Here is a 21,814-nt window from a genome sequence, read left to right as displayed (position 1 = left end):
AATATGTAATCAGCATCATACCCTTTCCATGATAAACAAAAACGTTTGGCAGTGTAAACCGAACACTGTAAAAGGTTTACTCGGTCGTGTCTTATGCAGCGATACAAACCATATACAAAATATAAACGAACTATGTACAAACTTACTTTCATAACGTATAATACTGAAAAATAGTTCTTAAGACTCCTGAGCCATAAGTCCTTTAAGTTGCCATTTTTCAAGTTTTTTCGACAAATACATATACCCAAAAGAGAGGAAAAGGAATCATGACGAAACGGAGAACATTCAAAATTTTTTATAAAATCGGGCTGGGTTACCTGCTTGTTTTGACGGTACTGGCTGGAAGCATTCTACTGATTCAGAACAGTATTGGTCAGCTGCAGGAGGAGCTTGATTATCTCGTCGATCACGACATGAAAGTGCATGCTTTGACGTATGAGTTGGAGAAAAACATGGTGGATATGGAGACCGGACAGCGTGGTTACGTGATCACAGGACAGGAAAATTACCTGGAACCTTATATAGCGGGAAAAGAGCAGCTAGTCGAGCTCAAGGATCAGTTAGCGGGCCTTATCTCCAATAACCCAGCTCAATTGACATTATTGCAAGATATACATAGCTCCATGAATGACTGGATTCAAGTGGCCGGGGAGCCTGTTGTCTCTCTGCGTCAGGCTAACGATCTGGATGCCATTCGTCAGTTTTTTGCAACAGATCCAGGCAAAGCAGATATGGACGAGATTCGCAGCTCCCTAATTACTTTCCGGAACAACGAACTGGCTTTGACAGAAACACGTACAGAAGCATTAAAACAAAAAAATATGATTCTGAACTGGGAACTATACGGAGCTCTTATTCTTGTTGCCTTAATATCGATCTTTGCAGCACTGATTTTGTCCCGTGCCATTGTTAAAAACATTCGTACCGTTACCCATGCACTGAATGACATCGGTTCCTCCAATGGCGACCTGACCCTGCGCATTGCTACCCCGATGAGGGACGAAACGAGAGAACTCGCCGAGTCTGCGAATACGATGCTGTTAGGCTTGCAGCAAATGATGCTGGACATCCAGCGTAATGCCACTGTTCTCAACACAGCATCAGATCGGATGGATAAAGGTGTGGCGGACAGCCACCTGGCCGGCAAAGAAGTAGCTACAGCCATGGAACGAGTAGCTGAAGGGGCAGATGAGCAGGTTGCTCTTACCCAAACGATGGTCGCTGCAATTCAACAATCCCAAACCGGACTCAGCCGGGTGGCCGCATCTGCTGCAGACGTGGCTGAACGGGCGGTACGTACCGAATCCATAGCCATTGATGGGCAGCAGCGTATTGACAATGCGGTCGGCAAAATGGGAGTTATTGAGCAATCCTTCCTCTCTGTACAGGAAGCCATTAATGATATTTCCAAGATGTCCGATCAAGTCATTAACATTGCGGATGCCATGTCAGGGATCGCGAGACAAACCAATCTGTTAGCATTGAATGCCGGAATTGAGGCTGCACGTGCAGGAGAAAACGGACGCGGCTTCGCAGTTGTTGCAGCAGAGATTCGCAATCTTGCGGACCAAAGCGCCACATCAGCCAAGGAAATTACGAGCATATTGGAAACGGTGGTCGCAGGTGTTCATAGCACAGTGGATGTTGTAGATGAGAGCACGGTTCATGTTAACGAGGGACTGCGGACCATCGAGGACGCAGGGCATGCCTTTGCAAATATTACACAACATATACACGACCTCAGCGGTCAAATGATGGATGTATCCGCGGTGGTTGAAGAACTCACATCGGGCAGTGAAGCTGTCATGAATTCCATTAACGAAGTATCGATCGTTGTAGAAGATACCGCATCTGCTACGGAGGAAGTATCGGCCATGACCGAAGAACAGCTTGCCTCCTTACAGGAAATGAGCGACACTTCCAAACAGCTGAATCAAATGTCCGATGCACTCGACGAACTGGTGAAACGATTCAAGCTAGCTTAACCGGTGATTACAACAACTAACACAAAAAGAGCAGCTTCCTATTAAGGAAGCTGCTTCTTGTTTTATTTCTGCAAAAGTATAAATTATTTAAGCTTATTGTTGCTTCCAGCATCTGATCCAAGACGGCAACACTGCCGACTAGCGGCTGATCTGGATCGTATTCCCCTCCGGATTACGCAAAGCCTCCAACACCAATTGGGCACGGTATCCGTCGTTAAAATCGTATATTTTCGCCGGTTGTCCCTGGATACGAGCAATGACATGTTTGAGAACAGGCAGCTCTCCCATCGACTCATCTACCTCAACTGGCGCAAGCGGCTGTCCAATTGGCCCTATCATCAGTTCTTCCCAGTTTTCCAGAGCGATCGTGCCTTCAGTTCCGTATACGACCATGGAAACTCGTTCCTTACCTGCAAAATGAGCAATTCCGTTAAGCTGAATACGAGTTCCGTCTTCCAGCTTCATCACAGCCTGCACCTCATGTTCACATTCTTCCACATTATCGGGATATTGGACCTCACTGCTCACCTCCGTAATTGGACCAAACACATGCTGTATCATATGGATCCAGTGGATGCCCACTTCAAGGATAAAGCCCCCTTGCTCACGGCTTGAAATCCATGAATTCTGCTGCCATGCACGCGGCCACTGAGGGAATTGCAGAATCAGATCTATTTTACGAATCGCACCTATGCTGCTCTGCTCCACCAGTTCCTGCAGCTTCAATACAGAAGGTTCATGAGGCATGGAGAAATGAATGGCATGGACTACCCCTGCCTGCTCCGCGGCCTCAAGCATCTCTCTCGCCTCTTCTGTACTGTTCGCCAGCGGTTTCTCGCAAAACACATGGATCTTCCGCTGTAAGGCCTCCATGACGACAGGATAATGAAATTTAGGCGGTACAGCAATGTACAATAGATCAATTTTATGTTCATCCAGCAGCTGCATGTAATCGCTATATGCGCTAATTTCCGCATGGCCATCAGCAAAGTTCCTAAGTGTTTCTTCGTGTGCTTCACATACAGCCACAAGCTTAATACTTCCATTCAGCTCTGCTTGCTCCGCCTGTTGAATCATATGTAAACCCATTTTTCCTAAGCCGATCACTGCCATTTTCAATATTGTCATTAAGTCTCACTCCAATCTGATTCTCATTATAACAGAAGTTAAATAGGATCCGTTTTCTTGCGTTAACATGCAAAGAAAAGCATATGCCGTCGTGCTTATCATCAAGTAACGGGTAAGTCTATATTTCGAGTCTTCAGTTTACATATAATGTAAATCATTCTGATTAGGACATTTGTTGCAGGAATATATAACCATTTCATTTCCCTATATCTATTAAGTAGTTAAGCGTTACCAACTTAAGAATCAGGTATTTTTTCTTATAAAAATAAGTTGACAAAAAACCACATAAAAAGATAACCTTCGTATTAACAAGGATATATTTCCTTTTACAACCTTAGACCACCACTTGCATTCGAAAAAAATTGGATTATACCCTATGGGTCTTAAAACCTATTTTATGAAGCGAGGTGTCCCGCATGAAAACCGTTGCGGACTATTTGGCAGAAACGCTGCACAAGCTTGGTGTTACTCACGTCTTTGGTATTATTGGAAAATCGATATGCCCTGCTGTCCTGAAGATGGTGGATCACGGCCTTGAGTTCATTCCAGGTCGCCACGAATCCAGTTCAGGATTTGCAGCAGGTGGTTACGCTCTCCAAACCGGAAGGCTGGGTGTTGCATTCGCCACTTCAGGTCCGGGTGGAACCAACCTTCTAACCGCTGCAGCTCATGCCAAAGCGAATAATCTTCCGGTGTTGTTTATTACCGGGCATCAATCCATTCAGGAATTAGGGATTCCACAGTGCCAGGACTCTTCCTCCTATCTGGCAGATCTCGCAGAGATGTTCAGACCCGTTACGTTATTCAGCAAACTGGTGGAGCGTGGCGACCACTTCGGCACTTTGCTCAATCATGCCCTCTCCATTGCACTTGGCCCGAACAAAGGTCCGGTTCATCTTTGTCTACCCTTTGACATCCAGACCGAACTGCTTGCCGAATGCCGAATTGTCATGCCTGAACCCGAGCCACGAATTAGCATCTCTAACCTTAATCGAATTCTTCCCCTCCTTCACAAGTCCAGTCACCCATTAATTATTGCAGGCAAAGGCGTCAATCGAGCCAGAGCTCATGACGAGCTATTGCATCTTGCAGAACAATTCCAAATTCCTGTTATCACGACGCCTGGTGGGAAAGGTGCTATCGCTTGGAACCATCCGTTATATCATGGACCTTGTGGTGTTGGGGGCTTCCCCCATGCAGACGAATTGCTCAACCGCAGTGATCTCTATATCGTGCTTGGATCGCGGCTGAGCGACATGACGATCTGCAATCTCAAACCGGAGAATCATCCTGCACATGTTATTCAGTTCGATTCGGATCCTGCTTTTGTCGGTAAAGTACTCCACTCACCAACCTTACATATTACTGGCGATCTAAAAGACAATCTGCAGTTTCTACTGGGTAACTTGACGGAATATGAAGCTCCCGAGAGAGAGTCCACGGCAGTGGACTATACTGTCCCCCTGCCAACTCTGCCTAACCTCTCCCTCGCATCGATTTTGGATGAACTGAGCGATATGCTGCCGTATGATCATACCTTATTCGTTGATGACGGAAGTCACGGCTTCCATGCTGTTCAGCGCTATAAAGTGAAGAAACCTGGCAGTTTTGTATTTGACGCATACTTTGCCTGTATGGGGAATGCCATTGGAATGGCGATCGGAGCAAAGGCAGCAGCGCCGGACGAGACGATCGTCTGTATTACAGGTGACGGTTGCTTCATGATGCTCGGAGCCGAGATCAATACCGCTGTATGCCACAATCTGCCGGTCATCTTCATCGTAGTGAATAATAAACAGCTGGATATGGCGCTCAAAGGTATGCAGAAAACAACAGGCCGGATCGACGGGACCTTGTTCGAAGTGCCTATGGATGCGTCGAAGTTTGCTGAAGCTCTCGGTGCAGTCGCTTTTCGGGCAGAAACACATGGCGAGTTCATCGCTGCCCTCAAGGCAGCACAAGAACTGAAACAAGTCGCTGTAATCGAGCTGTTGACAGATCGCGATGAGATTCCGCCTACGGCCCATCGTACCGTGAATTTGAACTAGGAGGAGCAAAACATGAGTGAACAGGTTGTTCAGGGGCTGGAGCGTTTCGCGAATCTTTCTGGAGAATACGGGGCCAAAGCCTTGGCCCCCATCAAGGAACACTTTCCCGAGTTGGCAGAATTCATTATGGGTACAGCATACGGAGACATTTTCGAGCGCACCAGCATTTCGGATCAATGGAAAGAAATTGCCGTTATCTCCTCACTGATTACACAAGGGCAGTTTGAACAACTGGGTGTTCATTATGTCATGGCACTTCGTGTCGGTGTAACTGTGGAGGAGCTCAAAGGAATTCTTCTGCATTTGGCACCTTGCGTAGGGGCTCCGCGCATTATTAGTGCATTTAACGTCCTACTTGCGACGCTAAATGAAATCCAATAATTAACTATTCTACATATTCATACACAATTCGACTTTATTCTTGATCTCATTACATCTGCGCCTTTATAATATGGGTAAATTATCCTTGATCTCAGCTTACATCTTAGAAGCCATCAATGGTGGCGATGACACCTCGTCCCTGGTAACAGGATAGCCTTAACTCATTCAAAGGAGAGAGACAATTATGGGAAGCTTTATACTCAAGACTGACGTTCCAAACAAGGTGCTTAACATTGAACTGGAGGGATCTTTCTCTCAAGAAGATGGATTGCGTTCCATCTCCGCTTATCAGGATACGATTGCTCCTATTAACCCAACGGAGTATGAACTGCGTATCGACTGCAAAAAGCTGAATGTCACTGCTCCAGAAATTGTACCTCTGCTCGAAGGCTGCCTGGCACTATTTAAAAAGGACGGCTTCAAAAAGGTTGTACTCACACTCGAAAATAATGCCATTTTGAAAATGCAGTTGTCCAGGCTTGGACGTGCTGTCGGACTGGACAACCTCGAAATTATATCTACCGTTACCACCTAATAAATCAGGCGGACAAGTTGTGGATCCACCCATCCGCTCAAGAGGAGAATGAAGATGGCCGGAATTCGTATTGTGGATATGGATATTTATCATCCAGCGCACCAGGTGGACAATGACTTTTACATTGAACATTTTGATGCGAGAGGGGTAGATATTCGGGGATTGTTAAAAGCGCTTGGGCGTGATAAGCGTTACAAAATTAACAACGATGACGAGAACTCACTAAGCATGGCTTTTGAGGCAGCCAGTAACCTTTTGGAAAAGACCGGACTGACCGGGGCAGATATCGACCTGATTGCGTATGCAAGTCAAACGCCGGAATACATTTTCCCTACGAATTCCTTAATGATTCATCGTTTAATTAATGGAGCATCCCATACAATCTGTATCGACAGCAACGCCAACTGTGCCGGGATGACGGCAGCCTTTGAACAGGTTAGCCGGCAGATGCTGGGGAATCCCAGAATTCGAAGAGCACTGATTATCGGTTCGGATTATGTAGCCCCACACGCCAGTCCTGATGATCCTGTCTACTATGCCAATTTCGGCGATGCAGCCGCAGCTGTCATCCTAGAACGCGACGAACAGGCCACCGGATTCATTGATTCCATATATCAAACGGATACTTGTGTGTACGGTAATTCCCTCTTTCCTGCAGAAGGTCTGGCGAAACTGGGACAGAACGGGGTGGATGCAGGAGCTTTTCATGTCAAATTCACACCGTTCGATGATTCGATCTGCGTCGACGCCGCTTCTGAATCTATTCTTACTCTGTTAGGCCGTAACGAGATTGCAGCAGATCAGATCAAAGCAGCCTGTTTCTCCCAGTTATCCATCGGTAATATTCGTGCGGTATCGGAGAACATTGGTATCGCTAATGATGTTGCCGTCTATATTGGAGACGAATTCGGCTATACATCAACTAGCAGTCCCTTTATCGCTCTGCATCGAGCCATCACCTCAGGTCAGGTCGAGCGTGGTGATAAAGTGTTGTTCTGGACGGTCGGAGCCGGATGGCAAAATGTTGCCATGGTGGTCGAATACTAAGCTGGTTTCACTCATACGAAAAGAAGGATGTCCTTTTTCACTTCAAAAGGGGCATCCTTCTTTTTAATATGTGTAAGGTAGGTTGCATGATTAGAAGATCTTTTTGGTTTCCCGATCATCCTTCAGGATTTCGACCGCCTCACGGAAACGCAGCGAATGCACAATCTCCCGTTCCCGCAGGAATTTCAGGCTATCCTGTAGATCCACATCATCCGTCAGATCAATTAGCCATTGATATGTAGCCCTAGCCTTCTCTTCCGCAGCAATATCTTCATACAGATCTGCAATAGGGTCACCCTTTGCTTGAATGTAGGTTGCAGTGAAAGGTACACCTGCCGCATTGCTGTAAAAGAGGGCCTTGTCATGATTCACATAGTGAGCATCCAGGCCTGCCTTCTCCAGCTGTTCAATGGTAGCATCCTTGGTAAGTTTGTAGATCATAGTTGCAATCATCTCTAAATGAGCAAACTCCTCCGTAGCGATGTCATTCAACAGACCGATAATTTTGTCTGGAATGGTATAGCGCTGATTCAGATATCGAAGGGCTGCAGCCAGTTCTCCGTCTGCTCCACCATACTGTTCCATCAGCAATTTGGCCATATGAGGATCACATTTACTTACCCTAACAGGATATTGCAGCTTTTTTTCGTATACCCACATGTTGGACGATCCCTCCTTCAAAAATGCGAACTGAATGTGACCCAATTCGGTTAGTTGTTTCTTCCACTTCCCGGGTATCCCGATTCAGCATTTCCGGAAAACCCGGGTACAGTATACTTGCAGAATCAACTCAAACGTCCATTACACCTGCCAAGGCCAGGGTGCCTCTGACCACTGCCAAGGATACTTGGAGAATGCATGCCCAAAGTTCATAAGCGGTCCATACAGCTGCTGAAATTCATGGGCTACCCTCATCCGCTCCTGGCTAAACTTGTTATACTGTTCAATACTCTGATAGTCCCCCGGGTGAGTATCCAGATACAGATTCAGCTCCACCAACACGAAATCCAAGGCTTGCAGTTCCTCCAGCAACTCATAATATCTGGCGTCACACGCTGTTGCTGCTTCAGGCTCCATCTGCTCCTACCTCCCTCCCCTTTGCTTTTTTGGATGTATAAGGACTGTATAGCGCAGGCCACAACGTTCCTAGTCTCAGCGCTTCTGCCGGACTGTATTGAGGCCAGCCCATCGGCTGGAAAGGGATAAATAACTGTGGAGGAACAAGGTATGTTTTAATTTCAATCGGTTTACACGGATCAAACGGCCCCACGAAAGGGGCATATGCGCGAAGCTGTGGATCAATCATTTTCAAACGCCTCCCTTCACTGAAATTTGGTCACTCGTCGGTAGGCGACCAAAATCCTTGCTTTTCCCGTCTATTATCCATATGTCATCGTTCTTAAGTTAATCCCAATTCAGCCGAAACAACTCTTGGAATTTCTCACGCCTTCTTCTTCACAAAAAAAAGACCCTTGGTCACTCCCCCACGGGAAGTGTTCCAAAGGTCACATTCATTTCAATATGGCAGTTCCTCATACGTCACTACTTGTCCGATTCGGCATCGTCCCGAGCCTCATCCAAAGCAGCAGCCTCTTCTTCAGAAACTGGGCTCTTATACACCTTGACTCGGGTGATTCGTAACCGGGTGGATTCCTCCACCTCAAAAACATAGCCGTTCTGCTCCCGTGTTTTACCTTTGGCTGGGCTACCTTCAAGCTCTTTGAACAACCAACCGCCAATGGTATCCACTTCTTCGTCATCAATGATAGCTCCGGTCCATTCATGAACCTCTTCAATGAGAGATCGTCCATCAATGGAGAAGGAATCGCCGCTGCGTTCCATATGAGGTCGCTCATCCTCGAACTCATCGTATAGATCCCCTACGATCTCCTCCAAAATTTCCTCAGCCGTCAATAATCCGGCGGTGCCGCCGTATTCGTCAACAACAAGGGTCATCTGAGAATGCTTTTTCTGCATCAGTTGAAGGACATGGCTGATTTCCATGGATTCCGGAACATTCAAGATGGGCCGAACAAGTGAAGCCAGATCCTGCTGCTGTTCCGGCGCTGCCAAAAGCAGATCCGTAATATGGATAAATCCAATAATTTCGTCTTTATCCTCGACGGCAACAGGATAACGGGAATGCTTCGTTGCATTAATAATCTTCAGGTTCTCTTCCAAGGACAGATGGGTATACAAACAATCCATATCTGTACGTGGCAGCATGATTTCACGAGCAAGCATATCGGAGAAATCAAAGATGTTATCCATTAATTTGATTTCATCCTTGTCAATGACACCACTCTTCGCACTCTGCTTCATCAAAATCCGAAGTTCATCTTCAGAATGGGCCTCTCCCTCACTCGCAGGCTCTATCCCTGCCAGTCGCAGCAGCGCATTGGCCGATGCATTGAGAATCCAGATGAAAGGGAAAAAGATTTTGTAGAACAACAGAAGTGGTGCGGATAATAGCAGAGCCACGCCATCTGTTTTTTGAATAGCAAGCGACTTCGGTGCAAGTTCTCCAAGTACAATATGCAGAAACGTAATAATACAGAAACCGATGATAACGGAAACGGTAGAGATCAGTCCTGTATCCGCCACGCCCAGTTTGAACATCAGCGGCTCTACCAGTAATTCGGAGATGGCGGGTTCACCGAGCCAGCCAAGCCCCAGGGATGTCAGGGTAATGCCGAACTGGGTTGCCGACAAGTAGGCATCCAGTTTTCCATTCACCTTCAGTGCATACCCAGCCAGCCGATTCCCCTCGCTCTCTAATTGAGTCAACCGGGTTTGCCTGACTTTAACCAGAGAAAATTCCGCTGCAACAAATACGCCATTCAAGAATACGAGCAGAAAAACGCAAACCAAATTGAAAACCAACTGCCCGAGATGAAATTCGGTATGAATATCCAAGTCGACACTCCCCTTTTTCTATCTTTTTCAGGAATATACCTGGAATATCAGCGCCTGATCAGCGCGTGATTGCTTTTCTGGATTTGAAATCCACACCTTTATAATACATATCCGCCACCAGCAGGTTAGGCCCACAGCAGGACGCTGCATCACAGTGACAGTTTACGGTCTGATTAAGCGGATGCTCCGCTGACCATTCATGGAATACATCGTCCAGCTTCCGATCGCGAATGTTGCCAAAGGCAGGAATGTCGGCAAAATCCGTAACATACACATTGCCTGTAAACATGTTAACGTTGACGCGATTTCGACCATCCGGATCATTTCGTACGGTCACATTAGGCTCACTGTACAGGCGATTGATCAATTCCCTGTCCTGGTCGGCCGCACTGCATGCAAAGAATGGGAGCGTACCGAACAACATCCACATGTCTTTGTCGCGCACATCCAGCAAACGATGAATGGCTGCACGCATATGGTCCAGAGACAGGACAGGCAATGTGGAAGCGAAATTCGAGTTGTACATCGGATGTACTTCGTGACGCACACAACCCATCTCCCGAATCAGTTGATGGATACCATCCAACTTATCATGAGTACGGAAATTAATCATGGATTCGGCAGAGATAAACATGCCTGCTTCACTCAGTTTGCGTGAATTTTCTATCATTTTCTCATACATTTTTACCGCTACTTCTCGCTTGACAGATCTGCCACTGTTGGCAAAACCGACTTGATGGAAATCATCAGCATTCAGATAGTTGAATGAGATGTGCATCACATCAAGGTACGGCAGCAGCTTCTCGTAACGACTGAGATCCAGCGTCAGATTAGAGTTGATCTGTGATCGTATACCGCGCTCCTTGGCATATTTCAGCAGTGGAATGATCATTTCATCGACTGTCTTTTGACTGAAACTTGGCTCACCACCTGTCAGACTGATGGTCTGCAGATGCTCCACTTCGTCCAGCCGCTTCAGCATTAGAGGCAGTGGCAGTGCGGGAGCTTCACGCATTGTGAGCATATCCCCTACAGCACAGTGCTCGCATCGCATATTGCACAGATGAGTCACCGTCATTTCAACACTGGTTAACACGTGGCGTCCATATGTACGCAAAGAGCCGATCGGATCCCATGGATCATTAGTCGGCGATAAAGGCATCGGTTCAACCGATCCTGAGTTTAGCATGGTCATTGTTCTTCACCTTATTCCTTTTATTAACCTAAAAAGTTTTATTTACATCATACTTCGTCATGATCTTTTTGGAGCTATCTTTTATCATAGCACAATTTCGAACGCTTCGGCATGAAGTGCTCTGTCCATTACATGACAAAAACGCCCATACAACTCCAGGGCCGACCCGGCCCGGATATTGCTATGAGCGCAGTCTCCCTGCTGGCAATAAGTTAACAGTGATCAAGAAAATTCATCACAGGAAGGGATCGGAGGCACGCCCTCATCCCCTTCAACACCAGTAATCATAACCGATAAGGCTGTGGACAGATCTATTTCGTAAGGTGCGTTTAATGTCTGTCCATCCGTATTCTTCAACACCCGAATCCGCGGCCGCTGCGGGACACGTGAATCGATAGATGCAACCACGCCTACCTCTCCTGTACTCAGCGTCACCGATAGACCTACGGGATAAATTGCCACACAGTCACGAAATTTCTCCAACATGCGCTGTTCATACAACGAGCCAGAGCCTGTATATAAGACCTCCACCGCCTGATGAGGCAGCAATGCCTGACGGTATACCCTATTACTCGTCATCGCGTCATACGAGTCAGCCAGTGCAATCCACTTGGCATACTCATGGATTTCAGGACCCTTCAGGCCAAACGGATAGCCACTACCGTCGATTCGCTCATGATGCTGCAGGGCGCAATGTGCAGCCAGCAGCGGTATGCCAGGTTCATCTTTTAAAATACGATGTCCATATGTAGTATGCTGCTGTATGATTTTAAATTCCTCATCACTCAATTTAGCTGGTTTATGCAAAACATCTGGAGCAATCTGTGTCTTTCCTATATCATGCAGCAAGGCACCCAGTCCAATTTCCATCAGCTGCTGTCTGGAATACCCTGAGGCAACGCCCAAAACCAGAGTATACACACATACGTTCAAGGAGTGGTTGTACAGATCAAGATCACTGGAGTTCATATCCATCAGCATGATCATTGCTTCCTTTTGACCACCGATGTCCTCCAAAATGGTATTCATCAGACCACTCAGCGCTTTGCCAAAATGCGGAATCCGGCTTTTGGTTTTCAAACCCGACATACTCTGAAACTGCTGCTTGATTTCTACCAGTGCCCTGCGTCTGGTTTCTTCCTGAAGCATATCGGGAACGATAATATCCTCTGTCGCTGCTTCCTTAATATATACGTAACCTACGCCAAGGTCTTTTAGACGTCCAATCAACCGTTCGGTCAGTTCCACATCTTCGCTGAGCAGAACCAAACCCTCTTCGCTATAAATCCGTTTCCCCAGCTTCATGCCAGGCTGCAATAGGTTTATATGTACCAAACGCACAGCCTATCCTCTCCCGCTCCGTAGATGTAATTTCCACTAGCCGCCGCTTCAGCAGAAGGCAAGTACTCGTTAAATTCTTTCATGCCAGCGGGATCGAAGGCTATCATCCAACGCCCCTGGTCTTTTTAATTCGATCTCCAGCAGATCTCGTATAAATTCAGGAAGTCGGTATGCGATCTCGGTTCCACGGGCCAATGAGGGATATCCCACATTAAATGTAAACATGTCTAGTGTTCCGACTACATATTCCTGTTCATCACCCATAGGCTTACCATCGACATGTAATGCATTGATTTTTTGATATGGATGACCCTCAGGATCATACTCCACCTCAATACCATCCACACACAGCGTTCCAAGAATCTTCCCGCGAAATCCAAATCCGATGATGGGCTTGTCGGCATACTCCTGGAGCAAAGACTGCTCCAGTGCTTCACGAATCTCTCTGCCTTTCAGCCTTATTGTACAAGCATTGATCGGAGAAGGACATAGAGAATGCAGCATTCCCTTGCTGATATCCCCTTGCGGAAGTTCACCAAGGAGTTGACCAGCGTTAACCAGAGACAGCTGCGCTCCCGTAAAATGCCTTACTGCCTGAGCAAGCAGCGAAGCGAATGGTGATTCCTTCTCATATTTTATCGGAAGAGTTCGGTCAATTATTACAGCTGTCTGTCCAAGAGCACGCTCTGCCTCAACGCGATGTGCGGCGATGGCCAGTGCAACCTTCTCATCCAGCATCTGATCCTTCAATGGAAAGCAGCCACTACTAACCAGTCTAAGCTTATTCGCACCGCTATCCCGTTCAAGTACGACTTTACCAAGCCACTGACCGAATTTTCCGGCTGCTCCCAGCACCGCATTCCCAATAACCAGAGGTTCTTCGAGCACATGGTGTGTGTGTCCACCAAGAATCACGTCAATGCCCTCAATCTGCTCCGCCAGTTTCCGATCCGTTGATAGACCCAGGTGGGAGAGTATAATGACAATATCCACATTGGGGCGCAGCGCTTCAACTTGCTCACGCAGTGTTTCCACCGGGTCAAGCAGCTTCCATCCCAGCAAGTCGTAAAAAGCAGTAAACGGTGCAGTAGCTCCGAGCAACCCTATCCGAAATGGACCTTTGTCCACAATAAGGGATGAGTTCATCCATACTGGAGGCAGACCGCTGGCCTCTTCCACAACATTCCCGCACACGACAGGGCACAATAGTCCTGAAAAAGACTGTGCCAGCTGCTCTGGTGTAAACGTCAGTCCCTCGTTATTGCCAATTGTTATGGCATCATACCCCGTCAAATTAATCACATCGACGTTGGCTCCCCCAAGTGTCCCCTCTGTTTCTACGGCCATGCGATCCATATGATCCCCGATATCCAGAACTAGAACGTTTTCGCTTCTTTCTCTCTCTTGTCCAATCATGGCGGCGATAGAGCTCATGGAACCAAAATGACTATGGATGTCATTGGTGTGCAGAATGGTTAACGTTTGTTTTTCCTTGGTGCTCATCACACCGCCTCCTCTCAGTCCTTGCTTAACGTACATTCCTCTAATAGATAAGCATAACATTTTCCGCGTCGTTATGATATATTGAAAGGGTTTAGAGATAAAAAAGAGGTGACGCATAAGCATGATACTAACCATTCAACTGTTTGCAGGCATTGCTGAACGTCTGGGCACGTCCCTGCTTGAATATGAATATACAGAAAGTCCTTTGACCGCAGCTCTTCTCAAAGAAAGCCTGGCACTCGCCTATCCTGAGGCTGCTTCACAGATTCGAACTTCCTTTCTGGCAGTGAACCAGCAGTATGCTCCTGCCGATACAATGATTAATCCCGGAGATGAACTTGCCTTAATCCCCCCAGTTTCAGGAGGAGACGGTACTGAGGGTTCAGGTTCCGAGGATAATCATAGGTCTTCACTCTCCGAACATCGTACTTCGGACGGGATGTTTATGATTACCAAGTCCCCCCTGTCTGTGGAAGCAACAACAGCGCTGGTCATTACCGCAAACCACGGGGCAGCACTGACTTTTGTAGGTACTACTCGTGAAATGACTGGTGAACAGCGAACGGTCCATCTGGAATATGAAGCTTATGTACCTATGGCGCTTTCTCAGATGGCTAACATCGGAAGTGAAATCTCCGAGCGCTGGCCAGGTGTCAGATGTGCAATCAGCCACCGGATCGGTCAGGTTGATGTCGCGGAGATTAGTGTCGTTATCGCCGTCTCCTCGCCTCACCGCAGTGATTGTTATGACGCCAGTCGCTACGCTATAGAGAGACTGAAACAAACGGTCCCGATCTGGAAAAAGGAAATATGGGAAGATGGTTCCGAGTGGAAGGGGCATCAACTGGGACCCTGGAACCCCTTGGATAATTAATAATTAGTCATTCCACCTCTTGCAAGGCTAATTAAATTAGTAAATAAGTCGTTGTCAACCCATTTTTTTCTTGTTATTATAAGCATATATGTCGATATAAGTCGAGGAAAAGGTGGTTTATACGTGAGAGTGCATGTTACTGATCTTAAACCTGGTGATCTGTTAAAAAATGATGTCTACAACAGTTCAGGTCTCCACATGCTGATGAAAGGTTCCTTACTCAGCGAAGACGATATTACCAAATTGCTGCAACATGGAATCGATTACGCAGATGTAGAACATACAACATCCGACCTACACTCTGATACGCAAACCATGCCTTCCGATCAGACCCGTCTGTTAACTACCCTGTTTGACGATACGATCAAAGGTACCGAATCTCTGTTTCAGCAAGCGATGGAGAAAGGGTTTATTGACGAAACTCAGGTCGATGAAATTCTGATTAACCTGACGACTCAACTGGAGAAACAGAAGGATGTCGTTTCCCTCCTACTTATGCTTGACGGCGATAATGATTATACCTACAACCATTCATTGCAAGTGGGAATGCTCGCGTTTTATATTGCTGGCTGGATGGGCTACAATCCCGAAGAATGCCTGACAGTGGCAAAAGCAGGTTATCTGCACGATATTGGAAAATCCAAGATTTCTCCTGAAATGCTACATAAACCGGGAAAACTAACCCCGGAAGAATTCGAAGAAATGAAGAAACATACGTTATACGGATATGAGATTGTTAAAGAGTCTACGCAGGATGAAATTCTTGCAACGGTCGCCCTTCAGCATCATGAGCGGGAAGACGGAAGCGGCTATCCTCATGGATTGAAAGGGAACGATATACATCCATATGCCCGTATTACGGCCGTAGCTGACGTTTACAGCGCCATGACGACCAACCGGGTATATCAGACCAAGCAGGAGTTAATCTCCGTCCTGTGCGAGCTGTACAGCCTGAGCTTTGGCCAACTCAATGGAGAAGCTACCCAGGAGCTCATCAAACACATGCTGCCTAATTTTATAGGCAAAAGGGTACTTCTCACCTCAGGGGAAACGGGGATCATCGTAATGAATAACCCTGCAGACTATTTCCGTCCACTTGTTCAGACATCTACAGCCTTTATTGATTTAGCGAAAGAAAGAGATATCGCCATCGTCGAAATTTATATTCAATAGCTCAATCGTTTCTTAGCAGCACTTAGAAAATAGAAAAATGAATGATGAACACTACAAGAATTTATCTTATGAAAGTAAAAAGGGAAGCCGATTTTTCGGCTTCCCTTTTGCTTTAATCAGGTTTGATGCGCTTATTACACGCAGAATGCTTTAGTGATGATAACCAACAGAATGAACAATACCAAGATTGCGCCTACCGATGTGAATGGGTTGTATCCACCAATTCCGCCTACGTTGCCACCACAACCATATCCTACTTCGCTCATGTGATTGCCTCCTCTTCATCAGGTATACCCTAACATATGATCTTGCAGAGGAAGCGAACCGGGCGAAATGGCAATATTCAATAAATGGTTTATGGCCTGCTTCGATACGAATCATCGTAATCAACACGCTGGACCTTATTATTTCCCCGAATCTGATGAGACCTGAATTCCTTTCTCCTTGCGATACATAATAACCAACAATCGCCAGAAGTCGTAACTGCCTGTATCCGTCATGATAAAAGAACGATAGTAATTATAGGCCTCCACTGCCCAAGGCGGACAGGGCATATTGGATAGATTCTTCTGCTGCGCGATCCAGGACGCTTGAGCTTCCAGTGTCTTTTCCATCGCTTCAAAAGCTTTCTTCTCTTCACTTGTCATCGGCAGAGCCTCCTGCTCTTCAGATGTGGCACCGAATTCCAATTGTAAATATGCTTCTGGCTCAACCACTCCATCCACACTGGCTGTATACCCGTAAGATGGGGCACTCGTTTTACGAATTTCGTAATGGACATGGGGCCCTGTACTCTGCCCTGTACTCCCCTGGTTGCCCAAGAGTTGACCTCGTTTCACCCGCTGACCCACACTAACCGTAATTCGCGACAGGTGGGCGTAACAATGCAGATACCCACGATGATCCTGTACAGCAACTGTAAGCCCATAACCGCCGAATCCGGAGCCCGTAGCTCCTTCAGCAGCAAATCGTACGACCCCTTCCATAAATGCGTATACAGGGCCATTCCAAGGTTCTGTGACGAGATCAATTCCCCGATGGAAGGTCTGTCCACCATGAATTGGATGGATACGATAACCAAACGAACTTGTAATGCGATATCCTTCAAAAGGATTGAAGCTCATAGATTCACCATCCTTTTCTATCAATAGATGCAGCAATCTATGAAATCGCTTGTGCTGTTGAACCTATTTTATGCTAAAAACAGCGATTCAACCATCCGATTTTCTGCGATACAAGTCCGTCTATTCGTATACAATCCGATTGTTTTCGTGCTCAAAAAAACAAGGACCGGAGGAAATCCCCCGGTCCTTGTGCATGCAGCAATTAACCAATGCTGCCTTCCATTTCAAACTTGATCAATCTGTTCATTTCTACCGCATACTCCATTGGCAATTCCTTAGTAAACGGCTCAATGAAGCCCATGATGATCATTTGTGTTGCTTCAGCTTCAGTCAGACCACGGCTCATCAGATAGAAGAGTTGGTCCTCAGATACTTTCGATACCGTAGCTTCATGCTCCAGCATAATGTTGTCATTCATGATTTCATTGTAAGGAATTGTATCCGATGTGGACTCATTATCCAGGATGAGCGTATCACATTTGATATTGGACTTGGCACCTTCTGCTTGACGACCAAAGGAAGCCAGACCACGGTATGTTACTTTACCACCATGCTTACTGATGGACTTGGATACAATCGTTGAAGTCGTGTCTGGAGCCAAGTGGATCATTTTCGCACCTGCATCCTGATGCTGGTTTTTACCAGCTACAGCGATGGAAAGTACGGAACCTTTTGCTCCACGGCCTTTCAGTACAACGGCTGGATACTTCATTGTCAGTTTGGAACCGATGTTACCATCAACCCATTCCATTGTTGCGTTCTCTTCAGCAACTGCACGTTTGGTTACCAGGTTGTAGATGTTAGGTGCCCAGTTTTGAATCGTAGTGTAACGAACACGGGCATTTTTCTTACAGATGATCTCAACCACGGCACTGTGGAGTGAGTTCGTGCTGTAAATTGGAGCTGTACAGCCCTCAACATAGTGAACGAAGCTATCTTCGTCAGCAATGATAAGCGTACGCTCGAATTGTCCCATATTCTCGGAGTTAATCCGGAAATAGGCTTGCAGAGGCACTTCACATTTAACGCCCTTAGGCACGTAGATGAAGCTTCCTCCGGACCATACGGCACTGTTCAGTGCTGCAAATTTGTTGTCCGCTGGCGGAATTACCGTAGCGAAGTATTCACGAAGGATTTCCGGGTGCTCTCTAAGAGCTGTATCGGTATCCATGAAGATTACACCTTGGTCTTCCAGCTCTTTTTGCATGTTGTGGTATACAACCTCAGATTCGTACTGAGCGGATACACCAGCAAGGAACTTTTGCTCGGCTTCAGGAATACCCAGTTTATCAAAGGTTTCCTTGATTTCGGAAGGAACCTCTTCCCATGTTTTCCCTTGTTTTTCAGAAGGGCGAACATAGTACTGGATATCGTTGAAATCCAGCTCATCGAGATCTCCTCCCCATTTTGGCATTGGCATTTTCTCGAACTGTTTCAGAGATTTCAAGCGGAACTCGAGCATCCACTCCGGTTCGTTTTTAATCCGGGAAATTTCGGTAACAACTTCTGCAGTCAGACCTTTACCGGTTTGAAAGATGGATTTGTGCTCATCGCGAAAACCATATTTATACTCTTCCATTTCTGGTGCTTTTTTAGCCATCTTGCTCTACCTCCCTATCGTTATTGTACATTGTCCTCTTCGTCAATCCCTTTGCGTAATGCATTCCAGGCCAGAGTGGCGCATTTGATGCGTGCAGGGAACTTGTTCACACCGGATAGGGCTTCGAGATCTTCATAATCGTCGAAATCGACTTCTTCCCCTTTCATCAGTGAGGAAAAACGGTCAGCCAGATCGAGTGCCTGTTCCATCGATTTGCCTTTGACAGCGTCGGTCATCATGGACGCCGACGACATGCTGATGGAACAGCCTTCTCCCGTATACTTGGCTTCCTGGACGATTCCGTCTTTCAGTAAAAGCTGCAATGAAATCCGGTCGCCGCACGTAGGATTGTTCAAATTCACCGTGACAGCGTCATTATCAAACGTTCCGCGATTACGCGGGTTTTTGTAGTGGTCCATTATGACACGCCGGTACAGATCATCAAGTTGCATCGCCAAAATACTCCTTTGTCTGAATTAAGGCGCTGACAAGCCGGTCCACATCTTGTTCATTGTTATATAGATAGAAGCTGGCACGAGCTGTTGAGCTGACTTGCAGCCAGCGCATAAGCGGCTGGCAACAGTGGTGTCCGGCACGAATGGCTACACCACTCGCATCCAAAACAGTTGCCACATCATGTGGATGTACATCCCCCAGGTTGAAGGTGACCACGCCAACATGACGCTTCGCTGGACCATAGATGGTCAGCCCGTCAATCTCTGCCATACGTTCTGTTGCATAAGCTGCCAATACACTTTCATGATGGGCAATCTCATCCATGCCAATCTGCTCCAGAAAATCGATGGCTGCACCCAGACCTACCGCACCTGCGATAATAGGGGTTCCGCCTTCGAATTTCCACGGAAGCTCTTTCCAATTGGATTCATAGAGACCAACGTCATCAATCATTTCACCGCCGAACTCAACCGGTTCCATGGACTCCAGCAGCGCCTTTTTGCCGTAAAGTGCACCGATACCGGTTGGTCCGCACATTTTGTGACCAGACAATGCATAGAAATCACAGTCGAGATCCTGTACGTCCACCTTCATATGCGGAGTGCTCTGTGCGCCGTCTACAACCATGACAGCGCCATTGCGGTGTGCAATTTCAGCAATTTGTTTTACCGGATGAATGACACCCATGACATTGGATACATATGCGATTGCTACAATTTTTGTTTTGTTCGTAATCGTCTTCTCCACATCTGCCAAATCGATATTGCCATCCGGCTGAAGCGGAATATATTTCAATGTTGCACCTGTCTCCTTGGCTACCTGCTGCCAAGGAATCAAGTTGCTGTGATGTTCCATCGGTGTAATAACGATCTCGTCGCCTTCTTTGCAGACAGACCGGCCATAGGACGAAGCCACCAAATTGAGGGCTGTTGTTGTCCCACGTGTGAAAATGATCTCCTGTGTACGACGTGCATTGATAAACTTGGCTACCTTCTCGCGTGCACCTTCATAGGCATCCGTAGCACGGCTTCCAAGTGTATGCACACCGCGATGCACATTGGAGTTCTCAAATTCATAATAATGTTTAATCGCATCGATAACGGCCAGCGGCTTCTGAGAAGTCGCTGCGTTATCTAAATATACGAGCGGGTGTCCGTTAATTTCCTGGTGGAGGATCGGGAACTGCTCGCGGATGGACGGGTTCATTGTCCCAGTTTCCGTTCAATAAGGGACTGCAATTGGGTACGCAGTGCTTCCAGAGGAATATCCGCCACCACCGGAGCCAGGAAGCCGTAGATAATCAGACGTTCAGCATCCGTACGGTTAATCCCGCGGGACATCAAGTAATGGATTTGTTCAGCATTGACTTGACCTACGGAAGCCGCGTGACCCGCTGTAACATCGTCCTCGTCAATCAGAAGGATTGGGTTGGCATCTCCACGTGCTTTCGGGCTCAGCATCAGTACTTTCTCTGTTTGCTGACCGTCCGCTTTGGTTGCACCTTTCTCAATCTTCGTGATTCCGTTGATGATGGCAGAAGCTTCTTCACGCATAACTGCGCGAGTAATCATCTGGCTCGGCGTGTTTTTGCCGAAGTGACGAGCTTCTGTAGTGTAGTTGATTTTTTGGGATCCGGAACCAACAGCGATGACTTTCGAATCTGAGCTGGAGCCATTACCTTTCAGCACGGACATCGTGTTGCTAGCTGTATCGCCGTTGTTCATTTCACCAACGATCCACTCGATTGTTCCATCGTTCTCGACCACTGCACGGCGGAAGGAAACGTCAGTAACATTCGTAGACAGCTGATGAACAGACGCGAAACGTACTTTTGCACCCGATTTAACGAAGACTTCTACAACACCGTTATGGAAAACAGGTGCGGACAGTTCGCCGGAAACATAGTTATCAACGTAAGTTACAGAGCTGTTCGCTTCAGCAACAACGAGCACATGAGGTGCAAATGTTGCAGATGCATCATCTGTGAGCAAAACAGCTTGAAGTGGAACTTCAATTTCCACATTTTTAGGAACATACAGGAATACTCCACCGTTCCAAAGAGCCGCATGCAAAGCAGCAAGGGAATGCTCATCTGCCTTCACAGCTGTGTTCAGGTAAGGTTTTACCAGATCACCATGCTCGCGAACCGCAGTAGCGAGATCCGTGAAAATAACGCCTTTGGCTGCCAGATCAGCAGATACCTTGGAGTATACTGTGCTGGAATTGCGCTGGATAACCAGACTGCCTTCAGCTTGGTCCTGAACGAGATCTTTGATCGAAGCAGGTACTTCTTCTAGAGAAGAAATAGCTTCACTTGCTTTATATGTGCCATATTCGCTGACATTCCAGCGTTCGATTTTTTGTTTTTCCAGTTTCGGAAGCGCAAGACCACTTGCAAGCTTAAGGGCTTCAAGCCGCTGCTCGGTCAACCAGCCGGGTTCGTTGTTACTTTCCGACAAGGCGCGAAGCGCTTCAGATTCAACCGGAAGAATTGTTTGTGTAGTCATC

General features: G+C 46.9%; 21 protein-coding genes. 7 read left to right on the top strand and 14 right to left on the bottom strand.

The window, feature by feature from the left end; translation table 11 throughout:
* The first annotated feature begins 266 nt into the window (after positions 1 to 266).
* Complete coding sequence (locus MH144_RS19795; protein WP_239303369.1) at positions 267 to 1,985, top strand: methyl-accepting chemotaxis protein; 1,719 nt, start codon at positions 267 to 269, stop codon at positions 1,983 to 1,985.
* Between the two features lie 138 nt (positions 1,986 to 2,123).
* Here MH144_RS19795 and MH144_RS19790 read toward each other — a convergent pair whose 3' ends face one another.
* Positions 2,124 to 3,113, bottom strand: coding sequence for a Gfo/Idh/MocA family protein (locus tag MH144_RS19790; protein ID WP_239303367.1), 990 nt, complete (start codon positions 3,111 to 3,113; stop codon positions 2,124 to 2,126).
* A 416-nt stretch (positions 3,114 to 3,529) separates the two neighbouring features.
* Between MH144_RS19790 and MH144_RS19785 the strand changes: the two genes are divergently transcribed.
* The 4 genes from MH144_RS19785 (at position 3,530) to MH144_RS19770 (ending at position 7,124) form a co-directional block, all read left to right on the top strand.
* The gene (locus MH144_RS19785) at positions 3,530 to 5,161 is read left to right on the top strand and encodes a thiamine pyrophosphate-binding protein (RefSeq protein WP_239303365.1); all 1,632 of its coding nucleotides are present in this window, start codon (positions 3,530 to 3,532) and stop codon (positions 5,159 to 5,161) included.
* Positions 5,162 to 5,173: 12 nt separating this feature from the next.
* Positions 5,174 to 5,542: a carboxymuconolactone decarboxylase family protein gene (locus MH144_RS19780; RefSeq protein WP_239303363.1), complete on the top strand. Its 369-nt coding sequence runs from the start codon at positions 5,174 to 5,176 to the stop codon at positions 5,540 to 5,542.
* 184 nt (positions 5,543 to 5,726) lie between these two features.
* Positions 5,727 to 6,077: a hypothetical protein gene (locus tag MH144_RS19775; protein WP_239303361.1), complete on the top strand. Its 351-nt coding sequence runs from the start codon at positions 5,727 to 5,729 to the stop codon at positions 6,075 to 6,077.
* Positions 6,078 to 6,131: 54 nt separating this feature from the next.
* A complete protein-coding gene (locus tag MH144_RS19770) occupies positions 6,132 to 7,124 on the top strand; it encodes a 3-oxoacyl-[acyl-carrier-protein] synthase III C-terminal domain-containing protein (protein WP_239303359.1) in 993 nt (330 codons plus the stop codon).
* Positions 7,125 to 7,214: 90 nt separating this feature from the next.
* Here the strand turns inward: MH144_RS19770 and MH144_RS19765 are convergent, their stop codons facing one another.
* From MH144_RS19765 to MH144_RS19735, 7 genes are all read right to left on the bottom strand, one after another.
* Positions 7,215 to 7,784: a manganese catalase family protein gene (locus tag MH144_RS19765; RefSeq protein ID WP_095288151.1), complete on the bottom strand. Its 570-nt coding sequence runs from the start codon at positions 7,782 to 7,784 to the stop codon at positions 7,215 to 7,217.
* Positions 7,785 to 7,925: 141 nt separating this feature from the next.
* Positions 7,926 to 8,201: a spore coat protein CotJB gene (locus MH144_RS19760; protein ID WP_239303357.1), complete on the bottom strand. Its 276-nt coding sequence runs from the start codon at positions 8,199 to 8,201 to the stop codon at positions 7,926 to 7,928.
* Complete coding sequence (locus MH144_RS19755; protein ID WP_183521217.1) at positions 8,191 to 8,430, bottom strand: spore coat associated protein CotJA; 240 nt, start codon at positions 8,428 to 8,430, stop codon at positions 8,191 to 8,193. The genes MH144_RS19760 and MH144_RS19755 overlap by 11 nt, the downstream gene beginning before the upstream one ends.
* A gap of 236 nt (positions 8,431 to 8,666) precedes the next feature.
* Positions 8,667 to 10,040 carry a hemolysin family protein gene (locus tag MH144_RS19750; RefSeq protein ID WP_239303355.1) on the bottom strand — a complete coding sequence of 458 codons (1,374 nt, stop codon included), beginning with the start codon at positions 10,038 to 10,040 and terminating at the stop codon, positions 8,667 to 8,669.
* A 58-nt stretch (positions 10,041 to 10,098) separates the two neighbouring features.
* Positions 10,099 to 11,235, bottom strand: a complete 1,137-nt coding sequence (yfkAB, locus tag MH144_RS19745; protein ID WP_239303353.1) for a radical SAM/CxCxxxxC motif protein YfkAB — start codon at positions 11,233 to 11,235, stop codon at positions 10,099 to 10,101.
* 222 nt (positions 11,236 to 11,457) lie between these two features.
* Complete coding sequence (locus MH144_RS19740) at positions 11,458 to 12,576, bottom strand: HD-GYP domain-containing protein (RefSeq protein WP_239303351.1); 1,119 nt, start codon at positions 12,574 to 12,576, stop codon at positions 11,458 to 11,460.
* A 69-nt stretch (positions 12,577 to 12,645) separates the two neighbouring features.
* A complete protein-coding gene (locus MH144_RS19735; protein WP_239303349.1) occupies positions 12,646 to 14,079 on the bottom strand; it encodes a bifunctional metallophosphatase/5'-nucleotidase in 1,434 nt (477 codons plus the stop codon).
* Positions 14,080 to 14,200: 121 nt separating this feature from the next.
* Between MH144_RS19735 and MH144_RS30845 the strand changes: the two genes are divergently transcribed.
* On the top strand, positions 14,201 to 14,953 hold the full coding sequence (locus MH144_RS30845; RefSeq protein WP_275440203.1) for a molybdenum cofactor biosynthesis protein: 753 nt from the start codon (positions 14,201 to 14,203) through the stop codon (positions 14,951 to 14,953).
* Between the two features lie 123 nt (positions 14,954 to 15,076).
* Complete coding sequence (locus MH144_RS19720) at positions 15,077 to 16,126, top strand: HD-GYP domain-containing protein (RefSeq protein ID WP_239303338.1); 1,050 nt, start codon at positions 15,077 to 15,079, stop codon at positions 16,124 to 16,126.
* A 134-nt stretch (positions 16,127 to 16,260) separates the two neighbouring features.
* On the opposite strand, the gene MH144_RS19715 is transcribed toward MH144_RS19720, so the two are convergent.
* The 6 genes from MH144_RS19715 to sufD all read right to left on the bottom strand — a co-directional run bounded on the left by MH144_RS19715 (position 16,261) and on the right by sufD (position 21,813).
* Complete coding sequence (locus MH144_RS19715; RefSeq protein WP_218029803.1) at positions 16,261 to 16,392, bottom strand: YjcZ family sporulation protein; 132 nt, start codon at positions 16,390 to 16,392, stop codon at positions 16,261 to 16,263.
* A gap of 138 nt (positions 16,393 to 16,530) precedes the next feature.
* A complete protein-coding gene (locus MH144_RS19710; RefSeq protein ID WP_239303336.1) occupies positions 16,531 to 17,250 on the bottom strand; it encodes a M23 family metallopeptidase in 720 nt (239 codons plus the stop codon).
* Positions 17,251 to 17,452: 202 nt separating this feature from the next.
* Entirely contained in the window at positions 17,453 to 18,850 is a 1,398-nt protein-coding gene (gene sufB, locus MH144_RS19705) for a Fe-S cluster assembly protein SufB (protein WP_239303334.1), read from the bottom strand.
* Positions 18,851 to 18,870: 20 nt separating this feature from the next.
* The gene (gene sufU, locus MH144_RS19700) at positions 18,871 to 19,302 is read right to left on the bottom strand and encodes a Fe-S cluster assembly sulfur transfer protein SufU (RefSeq protein WP_095359036.1); all 432 of its coding nucleotides are present in this window, start codon (positions 19,300 to 19,302) and stop codon (positions 18,871 to 18,873) included.
* On the bottom strand, positions 19,292 to 20,512 hold the full coding sequence (locus MH144_RS19695; protein ID WP_239303324.1) for a cysteine desulfurase: 1,221 nt from the start codon (positions 20,510 to 20,512) through the stop codon (positions 19,292 to 19,294). Before MH144_RS19695 ends, sufU begins: the two co-directional genes overlap by 11 nt.
* The gene (gene sufD, locus MH144_RS19690; RefSeq protein WP_239303322.1) at positions 20,509 to 21,813 is read right to left on the bottom strand and encodes a Fe-S cluster assembly protein SufD; all 1,305 of its coding nucleotides are present in this window, start codon (positions 21,811 to 21,813) and stop codon (positions 20,509 to 20,511) included. Before sufD ends, MH144_RS19695 begins: the two co-directional genes overlap by 4 nt.
* Position 21,814: the final 1 nt, after the last annotated feature.

Source organism: Paenibacillus sp. ACRRY, assembly GCF_022346995.1.
Taxonomy (GTDB): domain Bacteria; phylum Bacillota; class Bacilli; order Paenibacillales; family Paenibacillaceae; genus Paenibacillus.
This window is presented reverse-complemented; position numbering and strand designations above follow the sequence as displayed.

Excerpts from the sequence above, each read along its gene's own strand:
- MH144_RS19795 (WP_239303369.1), top strand. The coding sequence starts at position 267 with ATGACGAAACGGAGAACATTCAAAATTTTTTATAAAATCGGGCTGGGT.
- MH144_RS19790 (WP_239303367.1), bottom strand. The coding sequence starts at position 3,113 with ATGACAATATTGAAAATGGCAGTGATCGGCTTAGGAAAAATGGGTTTA.
- MH144_RS19785 (WP_239303365.1), top strand. The coding sequence starts at position 3,530 with ATGAAAACCGTTGCGGACTATTTGGCAGAAACGCTGCACAAGCTTGGT.
- MH144_RS19780 (WP_239303363.1), top strand. The coding sequence starts at position 5,174 with ATGAGTGAACAGGTTGTTCAGGGGCTGGAGCGTTTCGCGAATCTTTCT.
- MH144_RS19775 (WP_239303361.1), top strand. The coding sequence starts at position 5,727 with ATGGGAAGCTTTATACTCAAGACTGACGTTCCAAACAAGGTGCTTAAC.
- MH144_RS19770 (WP_239303359.1), top strand. The coding sequence starts at position 6,132 with ATGGCCGGAATTCGTATTGTGGATATGGATATTTATCATCCAGCGCAC.
- MH144_RS19765 (WP_095288151.1), bottom strand. The coding sequence starts at position 7,784 with ATGTGGGTATACGAAAAAAAGCTGCAATATCCTGTTAGGGTAAGTAAA.
- MH144_RS19760 (WP_239303357.1), bottom strand. The coding sequence starts at position 8,201 with ATGGAGCCTGAAGCAGCAACAGCGTGTGACGCCAGATATTATGAGTTG.
- MH144_RS19755 (WP_183521217.1), bottom strand. The coding sequence starts at position 8,430 with ATGATTGATCCACAGCTTCGCGCATATGCCCCTTTCGTGGGGCCGTTT.
- yfkAB (WP_239303353.1), bottom strand. The coding sequence starts at position 11,235 with ATGACCATGCTAAACTCAGGATCGGTTGAACCGATGCCTTTATCGCCG.
- MH144_RS19735 (WP_239303349.1), bottom strand. The coding sequence starts at position 14,079 with ATGAGCACCAAGGAAAAACAAACGTTAACCATTCTGCACACCAATGAC.
- MH144_RS30845 (WP_275440203.1), top strand. The coding sequence starts at position 14,201 with ATGATACTAACCATTCAACTGTTTGCAGGCATTGCTGAACGTCTGGGC.
- MH144_RS19715 (WP_218029803.1), bottom strand. The coding sequence starts at position 16,392 with ATGAGCGAAGTAGGATATGGTTGTGGTGGCAACGTAGGCGGAATTGGT.
- MH144_RS19710 (WP_239303336.1), bottom strand. The coding sequence starts at position 17,250 with ATGAGCTTCAATCCTTTTGAAGGATATCGCATTACAAGTTCGTTTGGT.
- sufB (WP_239303334.1), bottom strand. The coding sequence starts at position 18,850 with ATGGCTAAAAAAGCACCAGAAATGGAAGAGTATAAATATGGTTTTCGC.
- sufU (WP_095359036.1), bottom strand. The coding sequence starts at position 19,302 with ATGCAACTTGATGATCTGTACCGGCGTGTCATAATGGACCACTACAAA.
- MH144_RS19695 (WP_239303324.1), bottom strand. The coding sequence starts at position 20,512 with ATGAACCCGTCCATCCGCGAGCAGTTCCCGATCCTCCACCAGGAAATT.
- sufD (WP_239303322.1), bottom strand. The coding sequence starts at position 21,813 with ATGACTACACAAACAATTCTTCCGGTTGAATCTGAAGCGCTTCGCGCC.